Source organism: Brochothrix campestris (assembly GCF_046058945.1).
GTDB classification, from domain to species: Bacteria; Bacillota; Bacilli; order Lactobacillales; family Listeriaceae; genus Brochothrix; species Brochothrix campestris.
Genome location: NZ_CP175511.1, coordinates 951,013 through 972,712 on the forward strand (window position 1 = coordinate 951,013; position 21,700 = coordinate 972,712).

A 21,700-nucleotide genomic window follows, 5' to 3' on the forward strand; every position below is an offset into this window, starting at 1 on the left:
AGGGAATTCGATGGAATGGTGGAAGGATGCCGTGGTGTATCAAATTTACCCCCGTAGTTTTAAAGATAGCAACGGTGATGGCTTTGGTGATTTACAAGGGGTCATTCAAAAGTTAGACTATTTGGCTAAGTTAGGTGTAGATGCCCTGTGGTTGAGTCCGATTTTTATGTCGCCACAAAAAGATAACGGCTATGATGTTAGTGATTATCGCATGATTGATCCACGGTTTGGAACGAATGCCGATATGTATCAGCTGATCGATGAGGCCCATGCCCGTGGTTTGAAAATTATTATGGACTTAGTTGCCAATCATTCTTCGGATCAACACCGTTGGTTTCTTGAGAGCAAAAAAGCGAAGGATAATCCATATCGTGATTACTATATATGGAAAGATGCACAAGCGGATGGCTCGCCACCGAATAATTGGGGCTCAATGTTTTCGGGTAGTGCTTGGCAATGGGACGATGTGACTGAACAATATTACCTTCATTATTTCTTGAAAGAACAACCCGATCTCAATTGGGAAAACCCGCAATTACGTGAAGAAATTTATGATTTAATGCGTTTTTGGATGGCAAAAGGGGTTGATGGTTGGCGGATGGATGTGATTGGCTCAATTTCAAAAGACCAGACTTTTCCGTCTTATGATAGTGATGAACACTACGTTGTCGGTGAATATCATTCCAATGGTCCGCGCTTGCATGAGTATTTAAGAGAGATGCATCGTGAAGTGTTACAACCGTTTGGGGCGATGACGGTCGGTGAAGGCAACGGTTCTGATGTCGAAGCTGCGAAACTGTTTACCGATCCAAAGCGGGCGGAATTAAATATGATTTTCACTTTTTCACATATGGATATTGATACACAACCGACGGAGCAACTCGGAAAGTGGGCTGTTAAACCGTTCGACCTGGTCGCGCTGAAACAAGATTTGGCCTTATGGCAAGATGGGCTGAATGATAACGGTTGGAACACACTCTACTTTGAAAATCATGACCAAGCCCGTGTTGTTTCGCGTTGGGGCAATGATACGACTTATCGCGAAGCGAGTGCAACTGCCTTTGCAACGGTACTTCACGGCTTAAAAGGGACGCCGTTTATTTATCAAGGTGAAGAAATTGGCATGGTCAACAATCAGTTTGAATTGCGTGACTACGATGACGTCGAGATACATAATGCCTACCGTGATTTGGTTGAGCAACGACAGTTGTTATCAGCAGAGGAATTTATGACTGCTGTTCATCTTAAAGCCCGTGACCATGCGCGTACACCGATGCAATGGGATGCGAGCACACATGCTGGCTTTACAACGGGTACACCGTGGTTAAACGTCAATCCGCGCTATCAAGAAATCAATGTCGCGGCTGCATTGAATCAACAAAACTCGATTTATCATTACTATCAACGCCTCATTGCGTTGCGTAAAAGTGAGCCCGTTTTCCGTGAGGGTAAATTTGAACTGTTGTTGCCGGCAGACAGAGCCCTCTTTGTCTATACAAGGACGACAGCTACTGCGACACTGTTAGTTATTGCTAATATGAGTGATACGGCAGTGACTGAACGCCCTTCGTTGGCTGTTGAAGGCCCGTTCGAAACTTTGTTAGGTAATTATGAGCAAACACCTGACTTCGCTAACTTGCAAGGGCTACGACCATATGAAGCTATTATTTATCAGAAATAAAGGTGTCGCCTAGCAAATAGTGACGTATAAATAGGCATCGGTAACGATAAGTGAAAAAGCAACAATTAAAGAAGAAATGACGTCTTTTTAGATTTTGTCTACAAACGGGGACCCGACGAATTTATCGTCGGGTCTTTTGGTTTGTCAATTTGAACAAATGCTGTAAAGGGCCGTTTTTAGCACGATTTTATGAAAATTCAGATATTATTTTCAAATAAATATCGGCTGTATGACACTCTAAATTAAATGATAAGAGCGTATTTCATTTTAATTAAAGGGAAAACGGAAACAAAATTACTATTAAAAGGTTTGAGGTAAATACGAACATTGTAAAGTTAGTTATTTAAATATATACTAGGTTTATGTTAAAAATACAAAGAAAGAGGTGTTACGATGACACATCCGATTTATAATTTTTCAGCAGGACCGGCGGTGATGCCACAAGCTGTTTTAAAAGAAGCACACGCGCATTTTTTGAATTATCAACAGTCAGGGATGTCTGTGATGGAATTAAGCCATCGCTCAGCATTATTTGAACAGATTTTAGCAGATGCCGAGGCAAGCTTACGACGCTTAATGGCGATTCCTGATAATTATAAAGTTTTATTTGTACAAGGTGGGGCAAGTTTACAGTTCTCAATGGTTCCGCTCAATTTAGCACATACAAACCGTGTTGCTTATATTGACTCGGGGTCGTGGTCCCAAAAAGCGATTGCTGAAGCGAAAAAACACGTCGAAGTAACTGTGTTGGCCTCATCGGCTGATGTGAATTATAGCGAACTACCACAGGTCAACATAGTGGAAGATACTTATGATTACGTCCACATCACGACGAACAATACGATAGAGGGCACAGCCTTTTTAGAATTACCGCGGATGAATGATAAAACCATCTTAGTTGCCGATATGTCATCGAACATTCTTTCTAGTACGTATAATGTGACGGACTTTGGGCTCATTTATGCTGGAGCACAAAAAAATATCGGCCCGGCCGGTGTCACAATCGTGATTGTTCGTGATGATTTAATTCAAACACAACCATTATTACCCACGATGTTAAGTTACGACACGTATGCAACCGCAAATTCAATGTATAATACCCCGCCAACATTTGCGATTTATATGGCCAAACTCGTGTTGGAATGGCTTGAAGCAGAAGGTGGGGTAGCCTTAATGGAAGAGCGTAACCGCGCCAAAGCAGAACGTTTGTATCGCTTCATCGATGAATCTGATTTTTATACATCACCAGTCGCACCAACGAGTCGCTCGTTAACTAATATTCCCTTCTTGACAGCCTCACCAACGCTAGATAAGCAATTTACGCAAGAAGCAGCTGCCGCCGGTTTAGTCAATTTAGAAGGACATCGATCAGTGGGGGGGATGCGTGCCAGTCTTTACAATGCGATGCCGCTCGCAGGAGTCGATGCTTTGATTGACTTTATGAGCGTGTTCGCAAAAAAAAATCAATTGATGGAGGTGTCGCGCGGATGACTCACACATATAACATTAAGACCTATAATGAAATTGCCCCACAAGGTTTAGGGTTGCTCTCGCCGACAAAATATCGTCTAAATGATCAAACACCGAGCGATGCCATTTTATTACGAAGCTATAATCTACAGGAAGAAATACTCCCTGACAGTGTACTTGCCATTGCGCGAGCCGGTGCCGGTGTCAATAACATCCCGCTTGAGCGCTGTGATGATGCAGGCATCGTTGTGATGAACACACCAGGTGCAAACGCTAATGCCGTGAAAGAGCTTGTGTTAGCTAACCTACTCACGATTGCCCGCCCAATGATTGATGGTGCAAATTGGGTTGAGCAATTACCGAATGAGGATATCGCTACCCGTGTTGAAGCAGGTAAAAAACGATTTGTTGGCACCGAAATTTACGGCAAAACGTTAGGAATCGTCGGACTCGGCCATATCGGCCGCCTGATTGCGAACGATGCGATTGCGTTAGGGATGAAGGTCGTTATCTATGATCCTTATGTTTCAGTCGAGGCCGCGTGGCAAGTGTCGCGTGAGGTTGAACGTGTCGATGAATTGAAACAATTGCTTGCGATGAGTGATTACGTTACCTTACATGTGCCGTTGTTGGATTCTACCGCTGAAATGATCAATGCAGACAGCATAAAGGCAATTAAGCCAGGTGCTGTCTTGCTCAATTTTGCTCGTGGGGAATTGGTTCAAACGACAGCTGTCGTTGCTGCCCTGAAAAACGGACAGCTGGCACATTATGTGGCGGATTTTGCCGATGAACATTTATTTGGACAAGCAGGCGTGCGGATTTTACCACATTTAGGTGCTTCTACGATAGAGGCGGAAGAAAACTGTGCCATAATGGCAGCCAAAGAGTTGAGTCACTTTTTAGAGACAGGCAACATCCGTAATTCCGTTAATTTTCCGCGGGTTGAATTACCTTATCGCGAGACGATTCGGATTGCGATTGCCCATCAAAATGTTCCGAACATGGTCGGTCAATTTACGACTAAATTAGCAGAGCATCAGTTGAACATCGGTGATATGATCAATCGCAGCCGCGGCAAAATTGCTTATACTTTAATTGATTTAGATAAAACAAGTACGTTAACGCACTGTAATCAATTAATTAGCGACTTAAGTAGTATCGCTGGCAGTATTCGTGTACGAGTGATTCAACCGGTAAAGTCATTGCAACCAAATTAGCCGTCGTGAAAAAGATAATCGGCCTACTAAGGATAAGTAGAAGCTGTCAACATTCAGATAACTGGTAGCGACGGTGCGCGTACTAATGATGCGTAATCCCGAGTGAGCGAGTCGGCACAATCTAGACTAGCGTTTATCTTCAGTTTCGAGCATGCCAAAAAGGGCATGCTTTTTTTGTTGTATTACCGTAATCGTGCGAGAATATGCTATAATTTAGAGGGATTATAAATTATAGGAGGTTAAATAACTAATGAAACTTAAAGGTAAAAAAATATTGTCATTTGTAAGCACCGACTTTGAAGATTTAGAACTGTGGTATCCGATATTACGGTTAAGAGAAGAAGGGGCAGAAGTCCATTTAATTGCTGAAGAAAAAAACAAAACATACATAGGTAAATATGGTGTGCCTGCTGTATCAGATGCTGCGTTTGCGGATGTTAACAGTGCGGATTATGATGCCTTGTTAGTACCTGGTGGTTGGTCACCTGATAAATTGCGTCGCTTTGAGGATGTTTTACGATTAACACGTGAATTTGATGAGGCTAAAAAACCAATCGGTCAAATTTGTCACGCGGGCTGGGTACTCATCTCAGCCAATATTTTACAAGGGGTTAACGTCACAAGTACACCTGGTATTAAGGACGATATGACAAATGCCGGCGCGATTTGGCATGATGAGCCTGTTGTCGTTGATGGTCATATTGTGTCAAGTCGACGTCCGCCAGATCTGCCTGATTATTTACGTGAATTTATTAAAGTTATTGCAAACTAAACTCGTTGGAAATTAGCCCCAATTAATAAGACAACACGTGTAACCGGTAAATGTTACCGTTGTTAATTATTTTATGTTAAAATACATAAGAGCAAAATTAGGCGGCTGCTAATTAGTGAATTAAAACGAGAGAAAGAAGTGTGTATGCTTGAAAGTTACATTTAGAACGATAAGAGATCAGTTTACTCATTTAGGAATGATTTTTAGAATTGCCCGTTATGAAGACCGAGCAAGTTATCAAAGTCACTATTTAGGGTTGTTGTGGGAAATTATTAATCCACTTATTCAAGTCGGAACGTACTATCTAATCTTCGGTGTGGCTTTAAAAGGCTCACGAGGCGATTCAGGTGGTGTGCCATTCTTTGTTTGGCTTGTATTAGGAATGGTCACCTGGCTCTTTATTAGCCAAGTGATTACACGTGGCAGTAAGGTAATTGTGAACAAGGTGCAACTCGTTAGTAAAATGAAATTCCCTCTTAATATCTTACCATCGATTAATATTGCCTCTGGTTTAACAGGATATGTTGTGATGTTAGCTGTAGCCCTAGTATTATTATTTAATAAAGGCGTTTTTCCAACTGTTATGTGGATACAGTTTATTTACTACTTTATTTGCATGATGGTTTTTCTGTATGCTTTAACATTGTTTACATCAACTCTAACCGTACTGTTTCGCGATATGCAATTTATCATTCAATCAGTCATGCGTCTGCTATTTTATGTGTCAGGTGCAATCTGGAGCATTGATCGTATGCCTGAAACTATTCAAAATGTATTTAAGCTAAATCCAATGTTATATTTAGTCGATGGTTTTAGAGATGTTTTCTTATCGCGCGCGTGGTTTTGGGAATCACCTGCATTAGGTATTTATTTTTGGGCGATTACACTGTTCTTATTAGTAGCAGGTAGTGTGTTACACGATAAATTCAAAGAAAACTTTATTGACTATGTTTAAGAGAGAGGTATATGCATTATGACAATTAAAGTATCCGTCAAAGATGTGTCTAAAGAATATGATTTGTATCAAAATAAGTCGGATCGTATTAAAGCACTCGTTGACAAACGAAAGAAACCCCAACATTTTTGGGCCTTACGTCATATTTCATTCGATGTTCATGAAGGTGAAACAGTTGGCTTAATCGGTGTGAACGGATCAGGTAAGTCCACCGTTTCAAGTGTGATTGCAGGTATCTCACCAGCGACAAAAGGTGAAATTGAAATCAATGGTGAAGTATCGATGATTGCAATCGGAGCAGGCCTTAAAGGCCCACTGACGGGTGTTGAAAACATTCGTATGAAATGTTTAATGCTTGGCTATAGCATGAAAAAAATTAATCAATTAATGCCTGAAATCATCGCGTTTTCAGATTTAGGGGACTTTATTAATCAACCGGTTAAAAGCTATTCAAGCGGGATGAAATCACGACTAGGTTTTGCGATTGCGGTTCATATCGATCCTGATATTTTAGTGATTGATGAGGCATTGAGTGTGGGTGATAAAACCTTCTATCAAAAATGTGTCGATAAAATCATGGACTTTAAAGCACAAGGAAAAACAATCTTCTTTGTGTCGCATTCATTAGCACAAGTTAAATCGCTTTGTGATCGGATTGTATGGATGCATTATGGCGAATTGCGGATGGATGGACCTGCCGCAGAGGTAGCAAAAGAGTATGATGCCTATGTTAAATGGTTCAACGGTTTAAAACCAGCCGAAAAAACGGCATATCAACAAGAATGTAAAGCGAAACAGAAACGTCCCTATATACCATTGGAAGTTCAAAATCCAGCGGATAAAGACTCGCGCCTCGTACGAAATCAAGCGACTTATGAAAAATTACAGAAAAAAGGGAGTCTTTGGACACCTGTTATTCTCGTCTTACTTGCTTTTGTTATTATCACGAGTGGGATTGCAATAGCTTCAAACAAAAGCTTAGCAAGCATGTTTTTTTCTAGTGTCAAAACAGAGGAAGACGCTAAAACGAAGACACCAGTCAAACTCGTTTGGGAAAACGTCTCTGAGAATGCCCGTTTCAACAAAAATAATGTGGAACTGTACACCGATGAAACTTTAAAAACAAAAGCATCAACAAAAGTCATTATCGGTCAGCAACTAGCTGTTAAACGTCAAAGTGATAAAATTGTTGAAATTTCGTTTGAAGACGGTAAATACTATGTTGAAAAAGGTAATTTTCAATATAAATCAGATAGTATTGTTCAAGATAATGTTGAAAAGACCGATTTTGTTGACTATTTCAATGGTCAAATTGCTACTTCGATTGAGTACTTTACCGCCTATCTTGGTCGTAATAAAACCGATGTGATCACTGAAATGAACTCAAAAGATATTCCAGAAGATAAGGTGATTTCACTCTATGACGGTCAATTAAAATATCATTATGACGAGGCAGACCTAATTACTTCTATTCAAATTGAAACGAAAGAGTATGTTTCTGTTGAAGCACTTGACATTACGAAGAGCCAAACGCTTTTTGATAGCAAGGATAAATCTTACTTTTTTGAAGGTCTAGATTATCAGTACAGAGTGACAAAAGAAACTGTTTCTTTTTATAATAAATAAGCCATTAAAGACGGTCTCTAGAGATCGTCTTTAATTGTCAAGAGGTGTTGAAATGGGAGTCGTAAAAGAACTATATATGTTTATCATACGTGTTTACGCGCTCTTTCTGGAGCGTGTCTCACAGCGTAATAAAATCGTATTTATCGCATCTTTTGGTGATAACTGTGTGCCAGTAGCAAATGAGTTATATAAACGTTTTCCACAACGGCAGGTAATTGTTTTGTATGAGAGCAGTGCAACTGTAGCCTTAAAGGAGTTAAATCCGTCGATTCGTTCGATGAGATGTGACGGCTGGCATATTTTTTACTGTGTACCGTCGCTCGTAAGCGCACAAAAAATCGTAATTGATAATTACTTCGCCTTTTTAGGTGCCTTGCCGAAACGAGCCACCTGTGAATGCATCCAAGTCTGGCATGCAAATGGTGCGATAAAAACGTTCGGTAGTGAAAATAAAGCTAACGTAAATCGTTCACTGGCAGATAAGCAACGTTTTGCAAAAGTGTACGACTATACAGATAGCTACGTTGTCGGATCAGATCAGATGATGGCTATTTTTGGTCGGTCTCTAGCGGCCACATCGAAAAAAAAGTTGCCATTTGGTCTGCCGCGAACCGATGCCTATTTTGATTTGGAAAAAATGTCAGATTTGAAAAAAAAGATACGTGCACGATACCAAGTTAGCAGTACCAAAAAACTGTTGTTATATGCACCAACGTATCGTAATAATAATGAAATTGCCCTTGACATCGATCTATTGCGTCAAGAACATCAACATCAGGCGTTACTGTTAATAAAGTTACATCCTCGGGTGGCTCAGGGGAATCTTATTGAAGATGACTTTGTGAAAATTGTCCCAGTATCCGATGATATCAGGACCTATTATCCCGCGGCTGATTTAATCATTAGTGATTATTCGTCGATTCCGTTTGAAGTTTCGCTATTAGCGAAGGTGCCCCAAATGCTATTTTATTGCTACGACCAACAGGAATACGACTCGCTCCAAGGTTTGCAACCAAGTTGGAAAAAAATGCTACCTGGCAAGATTGTAACGACGACTGCACAAGTAAGTCGGGCCATTGCGATCCCAGAGACGTTTGATTTTCAATCATACAATCAAAGGTGGAATCAATATACTGTTGGTGAAGCAGTTTCAAAATTATCCACATATTTAGCATCGTAGGTCAATACGGTCAATCTCAGCAATACCTGTTATAATAACAATGACGAAGTTTGATGGTTTGAATTGGAGGTGGATCGATGAAAAAAATCACAATTGTGATTCCTGCATACAATGAAGAAGAAGTTATTGGTGTATTATATGAAGCGTTAATAGCTATGTCACAAAAGCTGCCTTTGTATGCTTTTGAGTATTTATTTGTTGATGATGGTAGTGCTGATGGAACGCTAATGCATCTTAATCACTATCGTCAAAAGGATCAACGTGTTCAAATACTAGCTTTATCACGAAACTATGGTAAAGAAACAGCCATGATTGCGGGCTTGGATTATGCAACTGGTGATGCCGTTGTTATTTTAGATGCTGATTTACAAGATCCACCCGCATTAATAGAAGAAATGGTATATTGGTGGGAACAGGGCTATGATGATGTCTATGCAAAAAGACGCAGTCGTAAAGGCGAGTCTTGGTTGAAAAAAATAACATCGCAACGTTACTATGCAATGTTACAAAAAACCACCCGTATTCCCTTGCAGAGAGATACCGGTGATTTTCGCTTACTTGACCGACGATGTGTCGATGCACTCAAGCAGATGCGTGAAACGCAACGTTATACCAAAGGACTGTTTAGTTGGATTGGCTATAAGAAAAAAGAATTGTTGTTTGATCGGCAGCCTCGAGCCGCAGGCAAGACAAAATGGAATTATTTAAATTTAATTAACTTAGCGATTGAAGGATTCACATCCTTCACAACAGTACCATTGCGAATATCAACTGTGGCGGGGTTTATCGTATCGATCATCGCATTTATTTATATGATTGTTATTTTAATAAAAACCTTATTATTTGGTTCAGATGTCTCAGGCTACCCGTCATTGATGATCATGATTTTGTTTCTTGGTGGTATTCAATTGATTAGTCTAGGTGTAATCGGTGAATATTTAGGACGTATCTTTAACGAATCTAAAAACAGACCGTTGTATTTTATCGATCAATTCAATGATAAGAAAATTGATCCTCAGCAGAAAAAAAACTAAAAATTTGAGCTTAACGCTAGTTAAGTTTTTGGAGGTAAGCAAACAATGAGTTGGAAAAAAGCGTTTCATAACTGGGATGAATTCGAGCAATTAAATGAGCTAAATCGACAGGAATTAGATGAAATTAAATTGGATAAAACCGAGCTAGAAGATCATTTCTATAAATATATCGAATTTGGTACAGCTGGTATGCGTGGTGTATTAGGTGTCGGTACTAATCGTTTGAATGAATACACCATCCGTTGGGTGAGTGAAGGTTTAGCGCAATACATCCTATCACAGGGGAAGTTGGCAGTTAAACGAGGTGTCGTCATCGCTTATGATTCACGTCATTTCTCACAAGAATTCGCCTATATTGCCGCCAGTGTGCTCGCATTGCATGAAATCAAGGCCTACGTCTTTGAAAGTCTGCGTCCAACACCTGAATTATCATACGCGATTCGTTATTTAAAAGCGTATAATGGTATTATGATAACGGCAAGCCATAACCCTGCGCAGTATAATGGTTTTAAAGTGTACGGTGAAGATGGAGCCCAAATGACTCCATCTGCTGTGGCTGCCATTGTCGCGAACTTAGAACAGCTTAAAGGCCGCGAATTGACGTTGGCAGCAGTTGATACGGAAATGGCGATTGAACAAGGGAAAATCAAAGTGATTAGTGAACTCGTCGATAAACCTTACTTATGTGATTTGGAGTCGGTGGTTATTAATGACTCATTGATTCGTAAACATGGTAACGATGTCGGCATCGTTTATACACCACTACATGGTACGGGCGGTGTTCTCATGCCGCAAGTGTTAGAAGTGGCCGGTTTTACCAATGTTGAGTATGTCACTAAACAAATGAATCCCGATCCTGAATTTTCTACGGTCAACTCACCAAATCCTGAAAATATTGAAGCATTTAACTATGCGATTAGAGTGGGTGATGAAATCGCCGCTGATGTTTTGTTAGCGACTGATCCAGATGCTGATCGACTTGGCGTTGCAGTGCCAGATAGTAATGGACGATATCAAATTTTATCGGGTAATCAAATTGGGGCATTAATCTTAAATTATGTCTTGGATCAACGTAAACAGTCGGGCTTACTACCGCACAACGCAGCAGTCGTTAAATCGATTGTTACGAGCGATATTGGCCGTAAAATTGCGGCACATTATGACGTGGCAATGTTTGAAGTCTTAACTGGCTTTAAATATATCGGTGAAAAAATTGCACAGTGGCAAGCAGATAAAAAATTTGTTTATCAGTTCGGTTACGAAGAGAGTAATGGATATATGCTAAAAGCATTCACACGCGATAAGGATGCCTTGCAAGCAGGTTTAATGTTTGCAGAGTTAACCTTAGCATACAAACAAGCAGGGTTGACCGTATTAGAAGGCTTAGAAAAATTATATGACCAATTTGGCTACTACAGCGACGAAGTCGTATCACTTACGTTAGATGGCATGCAGGGTGTCGCAGAAATCAACCGTATCATGACGAACTTCAAGACGACACCACCACAAACAGTAGCGGATTTAAACGTTGTTGTAATTGAAGATTTTGCGAAACAAACACGAACTGATTGTTTGGCATCGACAATCACGACACTTGATTTGCCACAAGCAGACGTTCTGAAGTTCTATCTAGAAGACGGTTCATGGTTCTGCGTGCGACCATCAGGAACAGAACCCAAAATCAAGTTTTACTACTGTGTTTCAGCAGATACAGCCATGAAAGCAGCTGATAAACTAATGCGTATAAAAACAGCTGTCACGATGTTAGTCCAATAATTAAATAAGGATGAGTGTTAATGGAGAAACTAAACGAAGTTGAATTAGTCATCATCACAGGTATGTCAGGGGCTGGTAAGTCCGTTGCTGTGCAAGCGTTTGAAGATATGGATTACTTTTGTGTTGATAATTTACCACCGTTATTATTGCCTAAATTTTGGGAGCTGATGCACAATTCAGGCAAAAATAAAATTGCCGTGGTAATGGATTTACGATCGCAAGATTTCTTTGGATCAATTGATGATTATATTGGTGATCTGATAAAGCAAGCTGGACTCGATTTAACCATTTTATTTCTTGATGCTGATGATGAAATCCTCGTCACCCGCTATAAAGAAACACGGCGTTCACATCCATTAGCCGCTGGGAAATCAACGTATTCAGGTATTAAACGAGAACGGGAACTATTAGCCTTTTTGAAGAGCGTTTCACAGCTTGTACTGGATACAAGTGTGTTGAAACCGAAACAATTACGTGAAAAATTAATGGTTCACTTTTTAAATGGAACAGAAGCTGTCTTTAATGTCAACGTGATGTCATTTGGTTTTAAATACGGTATTCCGATTGATGCTGATCTTGTGTTTGATGTCCGTTTTTTACCCAATCCGTTTTATGATGAAGTGATGCGAGCGCAAACCGGCCTCGAAGATAATGTCTATAATTATGTGATGAAGTGGCCCGATACAGAGCAGTTTCTTGATAAGCTACTCGATTTATTAGTTTATAGCTTGCCAAAGTATAAACGAGAAGGAAAAACACAGCTCCTTATCGCGATTGGTTGTACCGGTGGTCAACATCGCTCGGTATCGCTAGCTCGCTATATCGCACAAGCATTAGAAACGAACTATCAAACCACCTTGACTCATCGAGATGTTACTAAGCATTTACACGATAAATAAGCAAAAGGGAGACCCACTATATTCAAATGGGCCTCCCTTTTGTTATCGCTTGGTTATTTAATTGTTAGTTTTTGACCCACTGATAGTTGGTTAGGGTTTTTCAAGTTATTAATCTTTTGCAGTTCAGACCAAGTTTTACTGTATTTAGCGGCAATCTTAGAAAGGGTATCACCTTTTTTGACTGTGTAAGATTGCGTTACAACTGGTTTTGAGGGTGCGACAGTTGAGTTGTTTTCATTTTTGGCTAAGGAAATCACTTGACCCACTTGGATAGTGTATGGTGACGTAATGTGATTGATGGCAGCCAGGTCAGTGTACGTCATTTTGTGTTTGTAAGCAATAGCGCTTAATGTGTCGCCTTTTTTAACCGTATAAGTTTTGACCTGTGTGGGCGTTTTAATAATGGCAATTTTAAGTTCTTGCTTAGGATAAATTGTATATGGTGCGGCAATTTTATTAGTTGCAGCAATCGCTTCATAGGTTGTTTTATATTTAGTCGCAATTTTTTTAAGCGTATCACCATCTTTTACTTTATACGTAGTGAAGGTTGTGTCTCCAGTAGTGTTTGGATTATTAGCAGCCTGTGTATCGTATTGCTCTAACTGATAAGTATTTATTAATTGGAGTAATTTTGTGCCATAAGCACTGTCGGTAGCATAGATTCCTGTTAAAGCCTGTGTAGCTTCTGCAGGCGTCTTGGCATTAATGAATTTAGCATAATGTGAACTTGCCCAACTTGTACGTGTGAAAAGATCGACATAATCTTGTACAGAGGCAGCTGGTGAAGGGTAAACTCTGAAACTTGCATTAATCGTAGTGTAACTACCTTTAACTTCTTCTTGCGTTGAAAGATTAATGCTCTGTCCTTCATAAGCACCTTTAATGCCAAAGTAGTTATTGTAGTTTTGAGCCAGTCCTGATCGCCCACTCTGTGATTCTAAAATCGCTTGCGCAATCATGACACTTGTAAAGTAATGATCGCTTAAATTGGTTTGACTAGCTGTTGCTGCCAACGCGTTAGCAAATTCTGCTGTACTACCGGAAGGAAGTGCTTGGCTTGTATCAGTGAAATTGGCTGATGTTTGTGTGATTATTAATTTTTGTCCAATCGTAAGGTACTTGCCTAATTGATTGTTAGCACGTAACGTATCCACAGTAACGCCGAATTTTGCAGCGATTTTTTGGAGAGTATCCCCAGCTTGAACCGTATAGCTATCGTTTGTCGTTGTATCTGCTGAAGCGGTCGGGACTACTGAACTTAGGGCAATTGCACTAAGTCCTGTAATTATTGTAGTTTTCTTCATATTTGTATTTGCTCCTTTAAATTGAAGTTAATAGTAAGATGATGTGTATTTAGAGCCAATTGTACATTAGGTCTTCATACTTATATTAATTATACCAAATGATGAGCTTAATGGTACTTTTTTTTGAGGTTTTTCTCAAAAAAGAGCAAATGTACATGAATTGGAGGGGGAATAGTCGAGGTAAAGGGATTTAAATGAAGTGGAACAGCAACCAATGAAACAAGTAAGATTGACCCCCCTGTAATAAGATACTCTCTCCCCGATTGTTAGCTGCTTAATCGAAAAAAAGCCCTTAATATAAGTATGAATACGTGATAACAGAAAAAAACTGCAAATCACTGTTTGAAACGTAGCGATTTACAGTTCTATTATGACGCTTTTTAATTAGGCTTTCTTTTCAGCAAGCAGTTCAGCGATTTCTTTTAAGTATTGTTCTGTTTTTGTTTCTTCAACAGCTTCAACAACTTCAGCTTCTTGACCGCGTTTACGCATTAATGTATTCGCGACTTTCAAGAACATGAAGATTGAGAACGCGATAATTAAAAAGTTAATGATCGATTGTAAAAACAAGCCGTATTTTAAGGTAGCTTCGCCAACTTTGATTGCTAAGTCAGACACATTGATCCCGCCAATGATAATTCCGACTAATGGCATAATGATATCATCAACGAGTGATTTAACAATGACACCGAACGCGCCGCCGATAATAACCCCGACCGCTAAGTCAAGCACATTGCCCTTAAGTGCAAACTCTTTGAATTCTTTCCACATATGTATAACCTCCCTAAAAATTATAGTACATCTACAATTATCTGATATATTTGCGAGATTAGCAATGCCTAAACAAAAAACAATTATAAAATCCATAAATACGCGAAGACACCGTTAAAATAAGCAAAGTTTGTTCACCTGTTATGCAAAGATGTGTATAATAAGGTGAGTACAAAAAATAGCATGAAATGCGAGAGGAAGTATTAATATGACGACGAATTATCCTGATGATAGCTATTCTCTTCACACGGATTTTTATCAAATCAATATGATGAAAGTATACTGGGAAGATGGGATTGCTGACAGAAAAGCGGTGTTTGAGGCTTATTTTCGTAAAATGCCTTTTGATGCAGGCTTTGCTGTTTTTGCAGGTCTTGAACGTGTCATTCGCTACATTCAAACATTGACCTTTACCGATTCAGATATTGCTTATTTACGCGAAAACACCGATTATCCTGAAGCCTTTTTACAGTATTTAAAAGACTTTAAGTTCAAAGGTAAGATTAGAAGTGTACTTGAAGGCGAAATTGTCTTTAACAACGAACCGATTATTCAAGTCGAAGCGGGCTTGGCAGAGTGTCAATTGATTGAAACCGCAGTGTTGAATGCGATTAACTATCAGACGCTGATTGCAACGAAGGCGTCACGTATTCGTTACGTCGCGGGTCCTGAAGCCTCGGTAATGGAATTTGGTACCCGTCGTGCCCAAGAATTTGATGCCGCTTTATGGGGCACACGTTCGGCTTATATTGGAGGGTTTGATTCAACCAGTAACGTTCGTGCCGGTAAACTGTTCGATATTCCTGTGTCAGGCACACATGCGCATGCGATGATTCAGGCGTACAAAGATGAATATGTCGCCTTTACAAAGTATGCAACAAGCCATAAGGACTGCGTTTTCTTAGTTGATACGTACGATACATTACATTCAGGCATTCCCAATGCAATTAAAGTCGCGAATGAGTTCGGCGATAAAATTAATTTTGCCGGCATTCGGATTGATAGTGGCGATTTAAGCTTCCTATCTAAAAAAGCGCGTGAAATGCTCGATGACGCCGGTTATCCAGATGCGAAGATTGTGGCCTCGAATGATTTAGATGAAAACATGATTATGCATCTCAAAGCCCAAAATGCCCGCATCGATACGTGGGGTGTGGGAACAAAGTTAATTACCGCATACGATCAACCGTCATTGGGTGGTGTTTATAAGATGGTGGCGATTGCCGATGATGAAGGCCATTATACCGATACGATTAAACTGTCAAGCAACAGCTCGAAAGTCACAACACCAGGACGCAAAAACATCTTCCGTATCATCGATAATGAGAGCCAACATTCTGAAGGCGACTACATTACCCTCGCCGATGAGTCAATGGACGGTGTCGAGACCTTAACGATGTTCCATCCAGTACACACGTACATCCAAAAAGATGTTTCAAACTTTACGGCCAAAGAAATCTTACACGATATATTTGTCGATGGTGAGCTCGTTTATGATCTACCACATGTGAAAGAGATTAAAGCCTTTGCCGAAGAGCGTAAAAAAGTGTTGTGGGATGAGTACTTACGCATTTCAAACCCAGAAGAATACCCGGTCGACCTCAGCGATAAATGTTGGGAAAACCGCAACGAAAACATTAAACAAATTCGTGACCATGTCAAAGAAACAACCAGTGTTCACTTTGATCGGTCAGAACTATAAAAAGGAGTGCTGAAGATGTCGTTACAAACGGAAATTATTGCAACCTTGCATACGAAGCCTGTGATTGACGTGCAAGCCGAAATTCGCACAAGTGTTGCTTTTATGAAAGACTATTTAAAACAACACCCGTTTTTAAAAACACTCGTGTTGGCAGTAAGTGGCGGTCAAGATTCAACCTTGGCGGGGCGCTTAGCCCAAATTGCGGTTGAAGAAGCACGGGCCGAAGGAGCCGATGTGCGGTTAGTGACCGTGCGCCTACCTTATGGGGTGCAATTGGATGAAGCCGATGCTCAAGATGCCCTTGCTTTTATTGCGGCCGATGAATTAGTGACCGTTAATATTAAAGCGAGTGTTGACGCGACTGAAGCGGCCCTTGTGGCGGCTGGTGTGAACTTAAGTGACTTCGTGAAAGGTAACATTAAGGCGCGTGAACGAATGGTGACACAGTATGCGATTGCCGGTGCCCGCGGGGGTGCTGTTATCGGAACCGATCATGCGGCTGAAGCGATTACTGGTTTTTATACGAAGTATGGCGACGGTGGCACCGATTTGAATCCGTTGTTCCGTCTTAATAAACGCCAAGGTCGTGCGTTATTGCAAGCCTTAGGTTGCCCGGAACATCTCTATACAAAAACACCGACAGCTGACTTGGAAGAAGATCGACCAGCCTTATCCGATGAAGTGGCCTTAGGTGTTACCTATGATGAAATTGATGACTACCTCGAAGGCAAAGCTGTGTCCGAAACGGCACAGGCTAAAATCGAAGGATGGTACATCAAATCCGAACATAAACGGCATTTACCGATTACCGTGTTCGATTCATTTTGGAAAAAATAAAGCGTAAAAAAGCGGTCTTTTTTCGACTAATTATCTTGACTGACACGTGTTTTTTCGTTATCATAAGTAAGATATAGCCTAGAGCTAAATATTTGAGTGGGGTGACATTTTTGGGAAGTATTAAACCGATGCAAGATGTAGAAAAAATCATTGTCTTAGACTTTGGTAGCCAATATAATCAATTGATTACACGTCGTATTCGTGAATTTGGTGTATACAGTGAATTACATGAACACACAATTACATTAGAAGAAATGAAAGCCTTGAACCCAACAGGTATTATTTTATCTGGTGGACCAAACAGTGTGTATGATGAAGATGCCTTCCGTTGTGATGAACGTCTCTTCGACATGGGTATCCCTGTTTTAGGTATTTGTTACGGTATGCAATTGTTAAGTACACACTTCGGTGGCCGTGTTGAAGGCGCAACAAACCGTGAATATGGTAAAGCATCAATCAACGTGATTGATAATGCCCCATTATTCAATGGCACACCAAACGACCAAGTGGTTTGGATGAGTCATGGCGATAAAGTTGTTGAAGCCCCAGCTGGCTTTGCGATTACAGCAACAAGCCCATCATGCCCAATTACTGCAATTGCTGACGAAGCACGTCGCATTTATGCGGTGCAATTCCATCCAGAAGTACGTCATTCTGTTTATGGTAATGAATTGTTACGTCAATTTGCGATTGATATTTGTGGCTGTAAAGGCGATTGGACAATGGAAAACTTTGTTGACGCACAAGTGGCGGCTATCCGCGAAAAAGTAGGCGACAAAAAAGTCTTACTTGCGTTAAGTGGTGGGGTTGATTCATCAGTTGTTGGTGTGTTAATTCACCGTGCAATTGGCGATCAATTAACCTGTATCTTTGTTGATCATGGCTTGTTACGTAAAGATGAAGGCACGCAAGTAATGGAAACATTATACGGTGACTTTAACATGAACATCATCAAAGTAGATGCAAAAGAACGCTTTATGAGTAAATTAGCGGGCGTGTCTGATCCAGAGAAAAAACGTAAAATCATTGGTAACGAATTCATCTACGTGTTTGATGATGAAGCGACTAAGTTAGATGGCGTTGACTTCTTAGCTCAAGGGACGTTATATACTGACGTCATTGAATCAGGGACAGCAACGGCGCAAACAATTAAATCACACCATAACGTGGGTGGTTTACCAGAAGACATGCAATTCGAATTAATCGAACCATTAAACACTTTATTTAAAGACGAAGTGCGTGCGTTAGGGATCGAATTAGGTATGCCTGAAAAACTTGTTTGGCGTCAACCGTTCCCTGGTCCTGGTTTAGGTATTCGTGTACTTGGTGAAGTAACCGAAGATAAACTTGAAATCGTGCGTGAATCAGATGCGATTTTACGTTACGAAATTGCTAAAGCCGGCCTTGACCGTGACATCTGGCAATACTTCACTTGTTTACCAAACGTGTTAAGCGTTGGGGTAATGGGTGACGAACGTACGTATGATCACACAGTGGTTGTTCGTGCCGTTACTTCAATCGATGGTATGACAGGTGACTGGGCGCGTATTCCTTACGAAGTGCTTGAAGTTATCTCACAACGTATCGTCAATGAAGTGGCTCACGTTAACCGTGTCGCGTACGACATTACGTCTAAACCACCAGCAACAATTGAGTGGGAATAAGCTCACTTTATCAATAGTCAAAGGAAAACCGTCACTCTGAGGAGTGACGGTTTTTTTATGTCCTATTGAAAAGGCAAGATTAATAGCCTGCCCGTTTATCATTCGTGTTAAGTTACATTTTCACTATCAGAACAAGCATTCAATTCTTTTAGTTAAAAAGAAGCTATCACAGCCTTAGCAACCACTCTAGCGACCCCTTCTTGAAACACATCAGGAATAATGTTAGTGGGACTCAGCTCGTTTTCCGGGACTAAACTAGCGATACCTGCTGCAGCAGCAAGTTGCATTTTTTCGGTTATTTTAGTTGCTTTAGCATCCAAGGCGCCTCGAAAAATACCCGGGAAAGCTAGGACATTATTGATTTGATTAGGAAAATCACTGCGGCCTGTACCGACTATATAGGCACCAGCTTCCAGTGCCTCATCAGGGAAAATTTCAGGAACGGGATTAGCCATAGCGAAAATGATTGGTTTATCAGCCATTTTCTTAATCCATTCTTTATGAAGAGCACCAGGAGCAGAGACGCCTATAAAAATATTTGCATCTATTAAGGCATCTTCGAGTGTACCACAAAGATTGCTTTTATTTGTTACTTTTGCAATCTCAAGATGATGAGGAGCCAAAGAGGCAACGTCACTTTCACTTATAATGCCTGATTTATCGACTACTATAATATTTTCAGCACCAGCTGCCAGGAACTTTTTAGCAATAGATAAACCAGCAGATCCACCTCCGTTTATCACAATTTTCACATCAGCTAAGTTAGTGTTAATGAGTTTGAGGCTGTTATAAACCGCTGCTAAAACGACAATTGCGGTGCCATGTTGATCATCATGAAAGACGGGAATGTCACATTCAGCTATCAAACGTTTTTCGATTTCAAAGCATCTCGGTGCGCTAATATCTTCTAAATTAATCCCTCCAAAGGTAGGTGAAATAGCCTTGCAAATACGAATGATTTCCTCAGTGTTCTGTGTATCTAAAACAATTGGCACAGAATCAACGTTAGCGAAACGTTTAAACAAAGCGGCTTTACCTTCCATAACAGGGAGTGATGCTTCAGCTCCGATATTGCCTAAACCTAATACCGCAGAACCATCGCTAATGACAGCAACTGTGTTTTTCTTAATGGTGAGTTCACGAGCTAGACGTTTGTCCGCTGCAATAAGTGAAGAAACGGCAGCTACACCAGGCGTGTATGCAACACTCAAATCATGGCGTGTATTGATGTTTACTTTAGATACCGTGGCTATTTTTCCGCCATTTAGTCGGGCTTGCTCAATTGCTAAATCTGTAACATTTTTCATCATTTTTATTCCTCCAATGTGATAGTATTTTTTTTTATAAGTCTACTTAAAAGAATATTTTTAAAAGAGCAGTCATGATAATTACTGTTATAGCACCTCCTAAGCGTGTAGCAACTTGGGCAAAGGGCATTAGATTCATACGATTCGTCGCGCTTAAAATCGCAACGTCACCAGTTCCCCCCATCCCGCTTTGACAGGCAGAAACAATTGCGGCTTCGACCTGATACATATTCATAAAACGTGAAACGATGAACCCGGTAGCGATTACTGTGAAAACCACGCTGATAACCACAATGAAATACTGCCAAGACAATGCGCCAACAACATCTTTTAATGGTATATACAATAAACCTAAACCAACCATTAACGGAAAAGTGAAATTTCCTGAAATGAACTTATATAATTGTTTTGACCCTAATTGTGTTTCTTTTGGCACAATGTTGATATATTTACAAAAGGCAGCAACCAGAATCATTAAAACTGGACCAGGAAAGCCTGTCAAATGCTGTAATAAGCTACCTGTTATAAAAAGTGTACAGGCAACAAGAACACCAGCACCCATTAATTTTATATCGAGAGGCCGCTTGTCTTCATCGAGTGAATCCGCCATATCGTCTACATTTGAAGTCTTTACAAGTTGCCCATTACCTGAATATTTAGGATGTTTTTCACCGAATCGCGATAAAAGAGCAGCGCACATAATGGCAAAAAAATTACCAATAATTGTTGCTGGTATAAGTTGAGCTACGAGTTGTTCACTACCAGTACCGACGATAGCGCTGTATCCTAAAGATAAAGGAAGAATTCCTTCACCAATACCTCCTGCTAGTACTGGAGTGACAATGAAGAAAAGAGTATGCTTCCAATCTAACCCCAAAAGAACACCGACAGCGGTTCCTACTCCCATTGCACAAATCATCCCAGCCATCATGGGTACAATCATTCTCATTAGCCCTTGGACAAGTATTTTACGATTCATTCCAAGGATACTTCCGCAAACTAAACATGCAATATAGAAATATAAAAAATTAGCTTCTTTCATTAAAATATTGGCCGAATCCAACACGTTTTGATTAATTAAGTTGAAAAAAACTAATATCGAAGGTAAAAGTAAAGATAAAATAGCTGGGCCACCAAAGTGTTTTAGTACAGGAAGATTTGCACCGATTGTACCTAGTAACCATCCCATCGTTAAGATAACGGCAAAGCCACCGAGCATGTTTACTGGTAATTGTTGTAAGAATGCCGTAATCATTATAATAGTTGCTAAAACAATGTAGACAGGTAGTGGAGTATAACCAATCCGTATTTCCATCCATCTTCCAATAAAATGACTTTTTGTATCGGATGTTGTGACTAGTTTGTTATTTTTCATTATGTAGCCTCCTATCTTTCTTATACGTTTAGTTTAGAGGCATGTATAAAAATAATGAAGTTAATTAAACTAATTTAAGTAGTTTAATTAGTTTAAATGACCTTCGGCAAGAAATTCAAACCACAAC

General features: G+C 40.2%; 16 protein-coding genes and 1 pseudogene. 13 read left to right on the plus strand and 4 right to left on the minus strand.

Annotated elements, in window-relative coordinates; all coding sequences use genetic code 11:
• Positions 1-10: 10 nt before the first annotated feature.
• The 10 genes and pseudogenes from ACJYYY_RS04810 to rapZ all read left to right on the plus strand — a co-directional run bounded on the left by ACJYYY_RS04810 (position 11) and on the right by rapZ (position 12,613).
• A complete protein-coding gene (locus tag ACJYYY_RS04810) occupies positions 11-1,681 on the plus strand; it encodes an alpha-glucosidase (RefSeq protein ID WP_035314807.1) in 1,671 nt (556 codons plus the stop codon).
• Positions 1,682-2,074: 393 nt separating this feature from the next.
• The gene (gene serC, locus ACJYYY_RS04815; RefSeq protein WP_408869176.1) at positions 2,075-3,172 is read left to right on the plus strand and encodes a 3-phosphoserine/phosphohydroxythreonine transaminase; all 1,098 of its coding nucleotides are present in this window, start codon (positions 2,075-2,077) and stop codon (positions 3,170-3,172) included.
• Positions 3,169-4,371: a phosphoglycerate dehydrogenase gene (locus ACJYYY_RS04820; protein ID WP_035314824.1), complete on the plus strand. Its 1,203-nt coding sequence runs from the start codon at positions 3,169-3,171 to the stop codon at positions 4,369-4,371. Before serC ends, ACJYYY_RS04820 begins: the two co-directional genes overlap by 4 nt.
• Positions 4,372-4,621: 250 nt before the next feature.
• Positions 4,622-5,143 carry a type 1 glutamine amidotransferase domain-containing protein gene (locus ACJYYY_RS04825; RefSeq protein WP_035314808.1) on the plus strand — a complete coding sequence of 174 codons (522 nt, stop codon included), beginning with the start codon at positions 4,622-4,624 and terminating at the stop codon, positions 5,141-5,143.
• A gap of 196 nt (positions 5,144-5,339) precedes the next feature.
• Entirely contained in the window at positions 5,340-6,098 is a 759-nt protein-coding gene (locus tag ACJYYY_RS04830) for an ABC transporter permease (protein WP_051456956.1), read from the plus strand.
• An 18-nt stretch (positions 6,099-6,116) separates the two neighbouring features.
• Positions 6,117-7,154: pseudogene (gene tagH / locus ACJYYY_RS04835) on the plus strand (teichoic acids export ABC transporter ATP-binding subunit TagH); the annotation flags it as partial.
• 622 nt (positions 7,155-7,776) lie between these two features.
• Entirely contained in the window at positions 7,777-8,904 is a 1,128-nt protein-coding gene (locus ACJYYY_RS04840; RefSeq protein ID WP_408869177.1) for a CDP-glycerol glycerophosphotransferase family protein, read from the plus strand.
• Between the two features lie 77 nt (positions 8,905-8,981).
• Complete coding sequence (locus ACJYYY_RS04845; RefSeq protein WP_035313177.1) at positions 8,982-9,938, plus strand: glycosyltransferase family 2 protein; 957 nt, start codon at positions 8,982-8,984, stop codon at positions 9,936-9,938.
• 45 nt (positions 9,939-9,983) lie between these two features.
• A complete protein-coding gene (locus tag ACJYYY_RS04850; RefSeq protein ID WP_035313175.1) occupies positions 9,984-11,714 on the plus strand; it encodes a phospho-sugar mutase in 1,731 nt (576 codons plus the stop codon).
• 20 nt (positions 11,715-11,734) lie between these two features.
• Positions 11,735-12,613, plus strand: coding sequence for an RNase adapter RapZ (gene rapZ / locus ACJYYY_RS04855; RefSeq protein WP_035313173.1), 879 nt, complete (start codon positions 11,735-11,737; stop codon positions 12,611-12,613).
• A 53-nt stretch (positions 12,614-12,666) separates the two neighbouring features.
• On the opposite strand, the gene ACJYYY_RS04860 is transcribed toward rapZ, so the two are convergent.
• A complete protein-coding gene (locus ACJYYY_RS04860) occupies positions 12,667-13,917 on the minus strand; it encodes a LysM peptidoglycan-binding domain-containing protein (RefSeq protein WP_408869178.1) in 1,251 nt (416 codons plus the stop codon).
• Positions 13,918-14,301: 384 nt separating this feature from the next.
• Entirely contained in the window at positions 14,302-14,688 is a 387-nt protein-coding gene (gene mscL / locus ACJYYY_RS04865) for a large conductance mechanosensitive channel protein MscL (protein WP_408869179.1), read from the minus strand.
• 208 nt (positions 14,689-14,896) lie between these two features.
• Here mscL and ACJYYY_RS04870 point away from each other — a divergent pair, with 208 nt between their 5' ends.
• The 3 genes from ACJYYY_RS04870 to guaA all read left to right on the plus strand — a co-directional run bounded on the left by ACJYYY_RS04870 (position 14,897) and on the right by guaA (position 18,891).
• A complete protein-coding gene (locus ACJYYY_RS04870) occupies positions 14,897-16,390 on the plus strand; it encodes a nicotinate phosphoribosyltransferase (RefSeq protein WP_035313165.1) in 1,494 nt (497 codons plus the stop codon).
• 15 nt (positions 16,391-16,405) lie between these two features.
• Positions 16,406-17,227: an ammonia-dependent NAD(+) synthetase gene (gene nadE, locus ACJYYY_RS04875; protein WP_035313164.1), complete on the plus strand. Its 822-nt coding sequence runs from the start codon at positions 16,406-16,408 to the stop codon at positions 17,225-17,227.
• Between the two features lie 128 nt (positions 17,228-17,355).
• Positions 17,356-18,891, plus strand: a complete 1,536-nt coding sequence (guaA, locus tag ACJYYY_RS04880) for a glutamine-hydrolyzing GMP synthase (RefSeq protein WP_035313184.1) — start codon at positions 17,356-17,358, stop codon at positions 18,889-18,891.
• 152 nt (positions 18,892-19,043) lie between these two features.
• Here the strand turns inward: guaA and ACJYYY_RS04885 are convergent, their stop codons facing one another.
• Both ACJYYY_RS04885 and ACJYYY_RS04890 read right to left on the minus strand, forming a co-directional pair.
• Positions 19,044-20,201 (minus strand): NADP-dependent malic enzyme, encoded by a 1,158-nt coding sequence (locus ACJYYY_RS04885; protein ID WP_035313162.1) that lies wholly within the window; start codon positions 20,199-20,201, stop codon positions 19,044-19,046.
• Positions 20,202-20,244: 43 nt separating this feature from the next.
• Positions 20,245-21,573, minus strand: a complete 1,329-nt coding sequence (locus tag ACJYYY_RS04890) for a 2-hydroxycarboxylate transporter family protein (protein WP_035313158.1) — start codon at positions 21,571-21,573, stop codon at positions 20,245-20,247.
• Positions 21,574-21,700 lie beyond the last annotated feature (127 nt).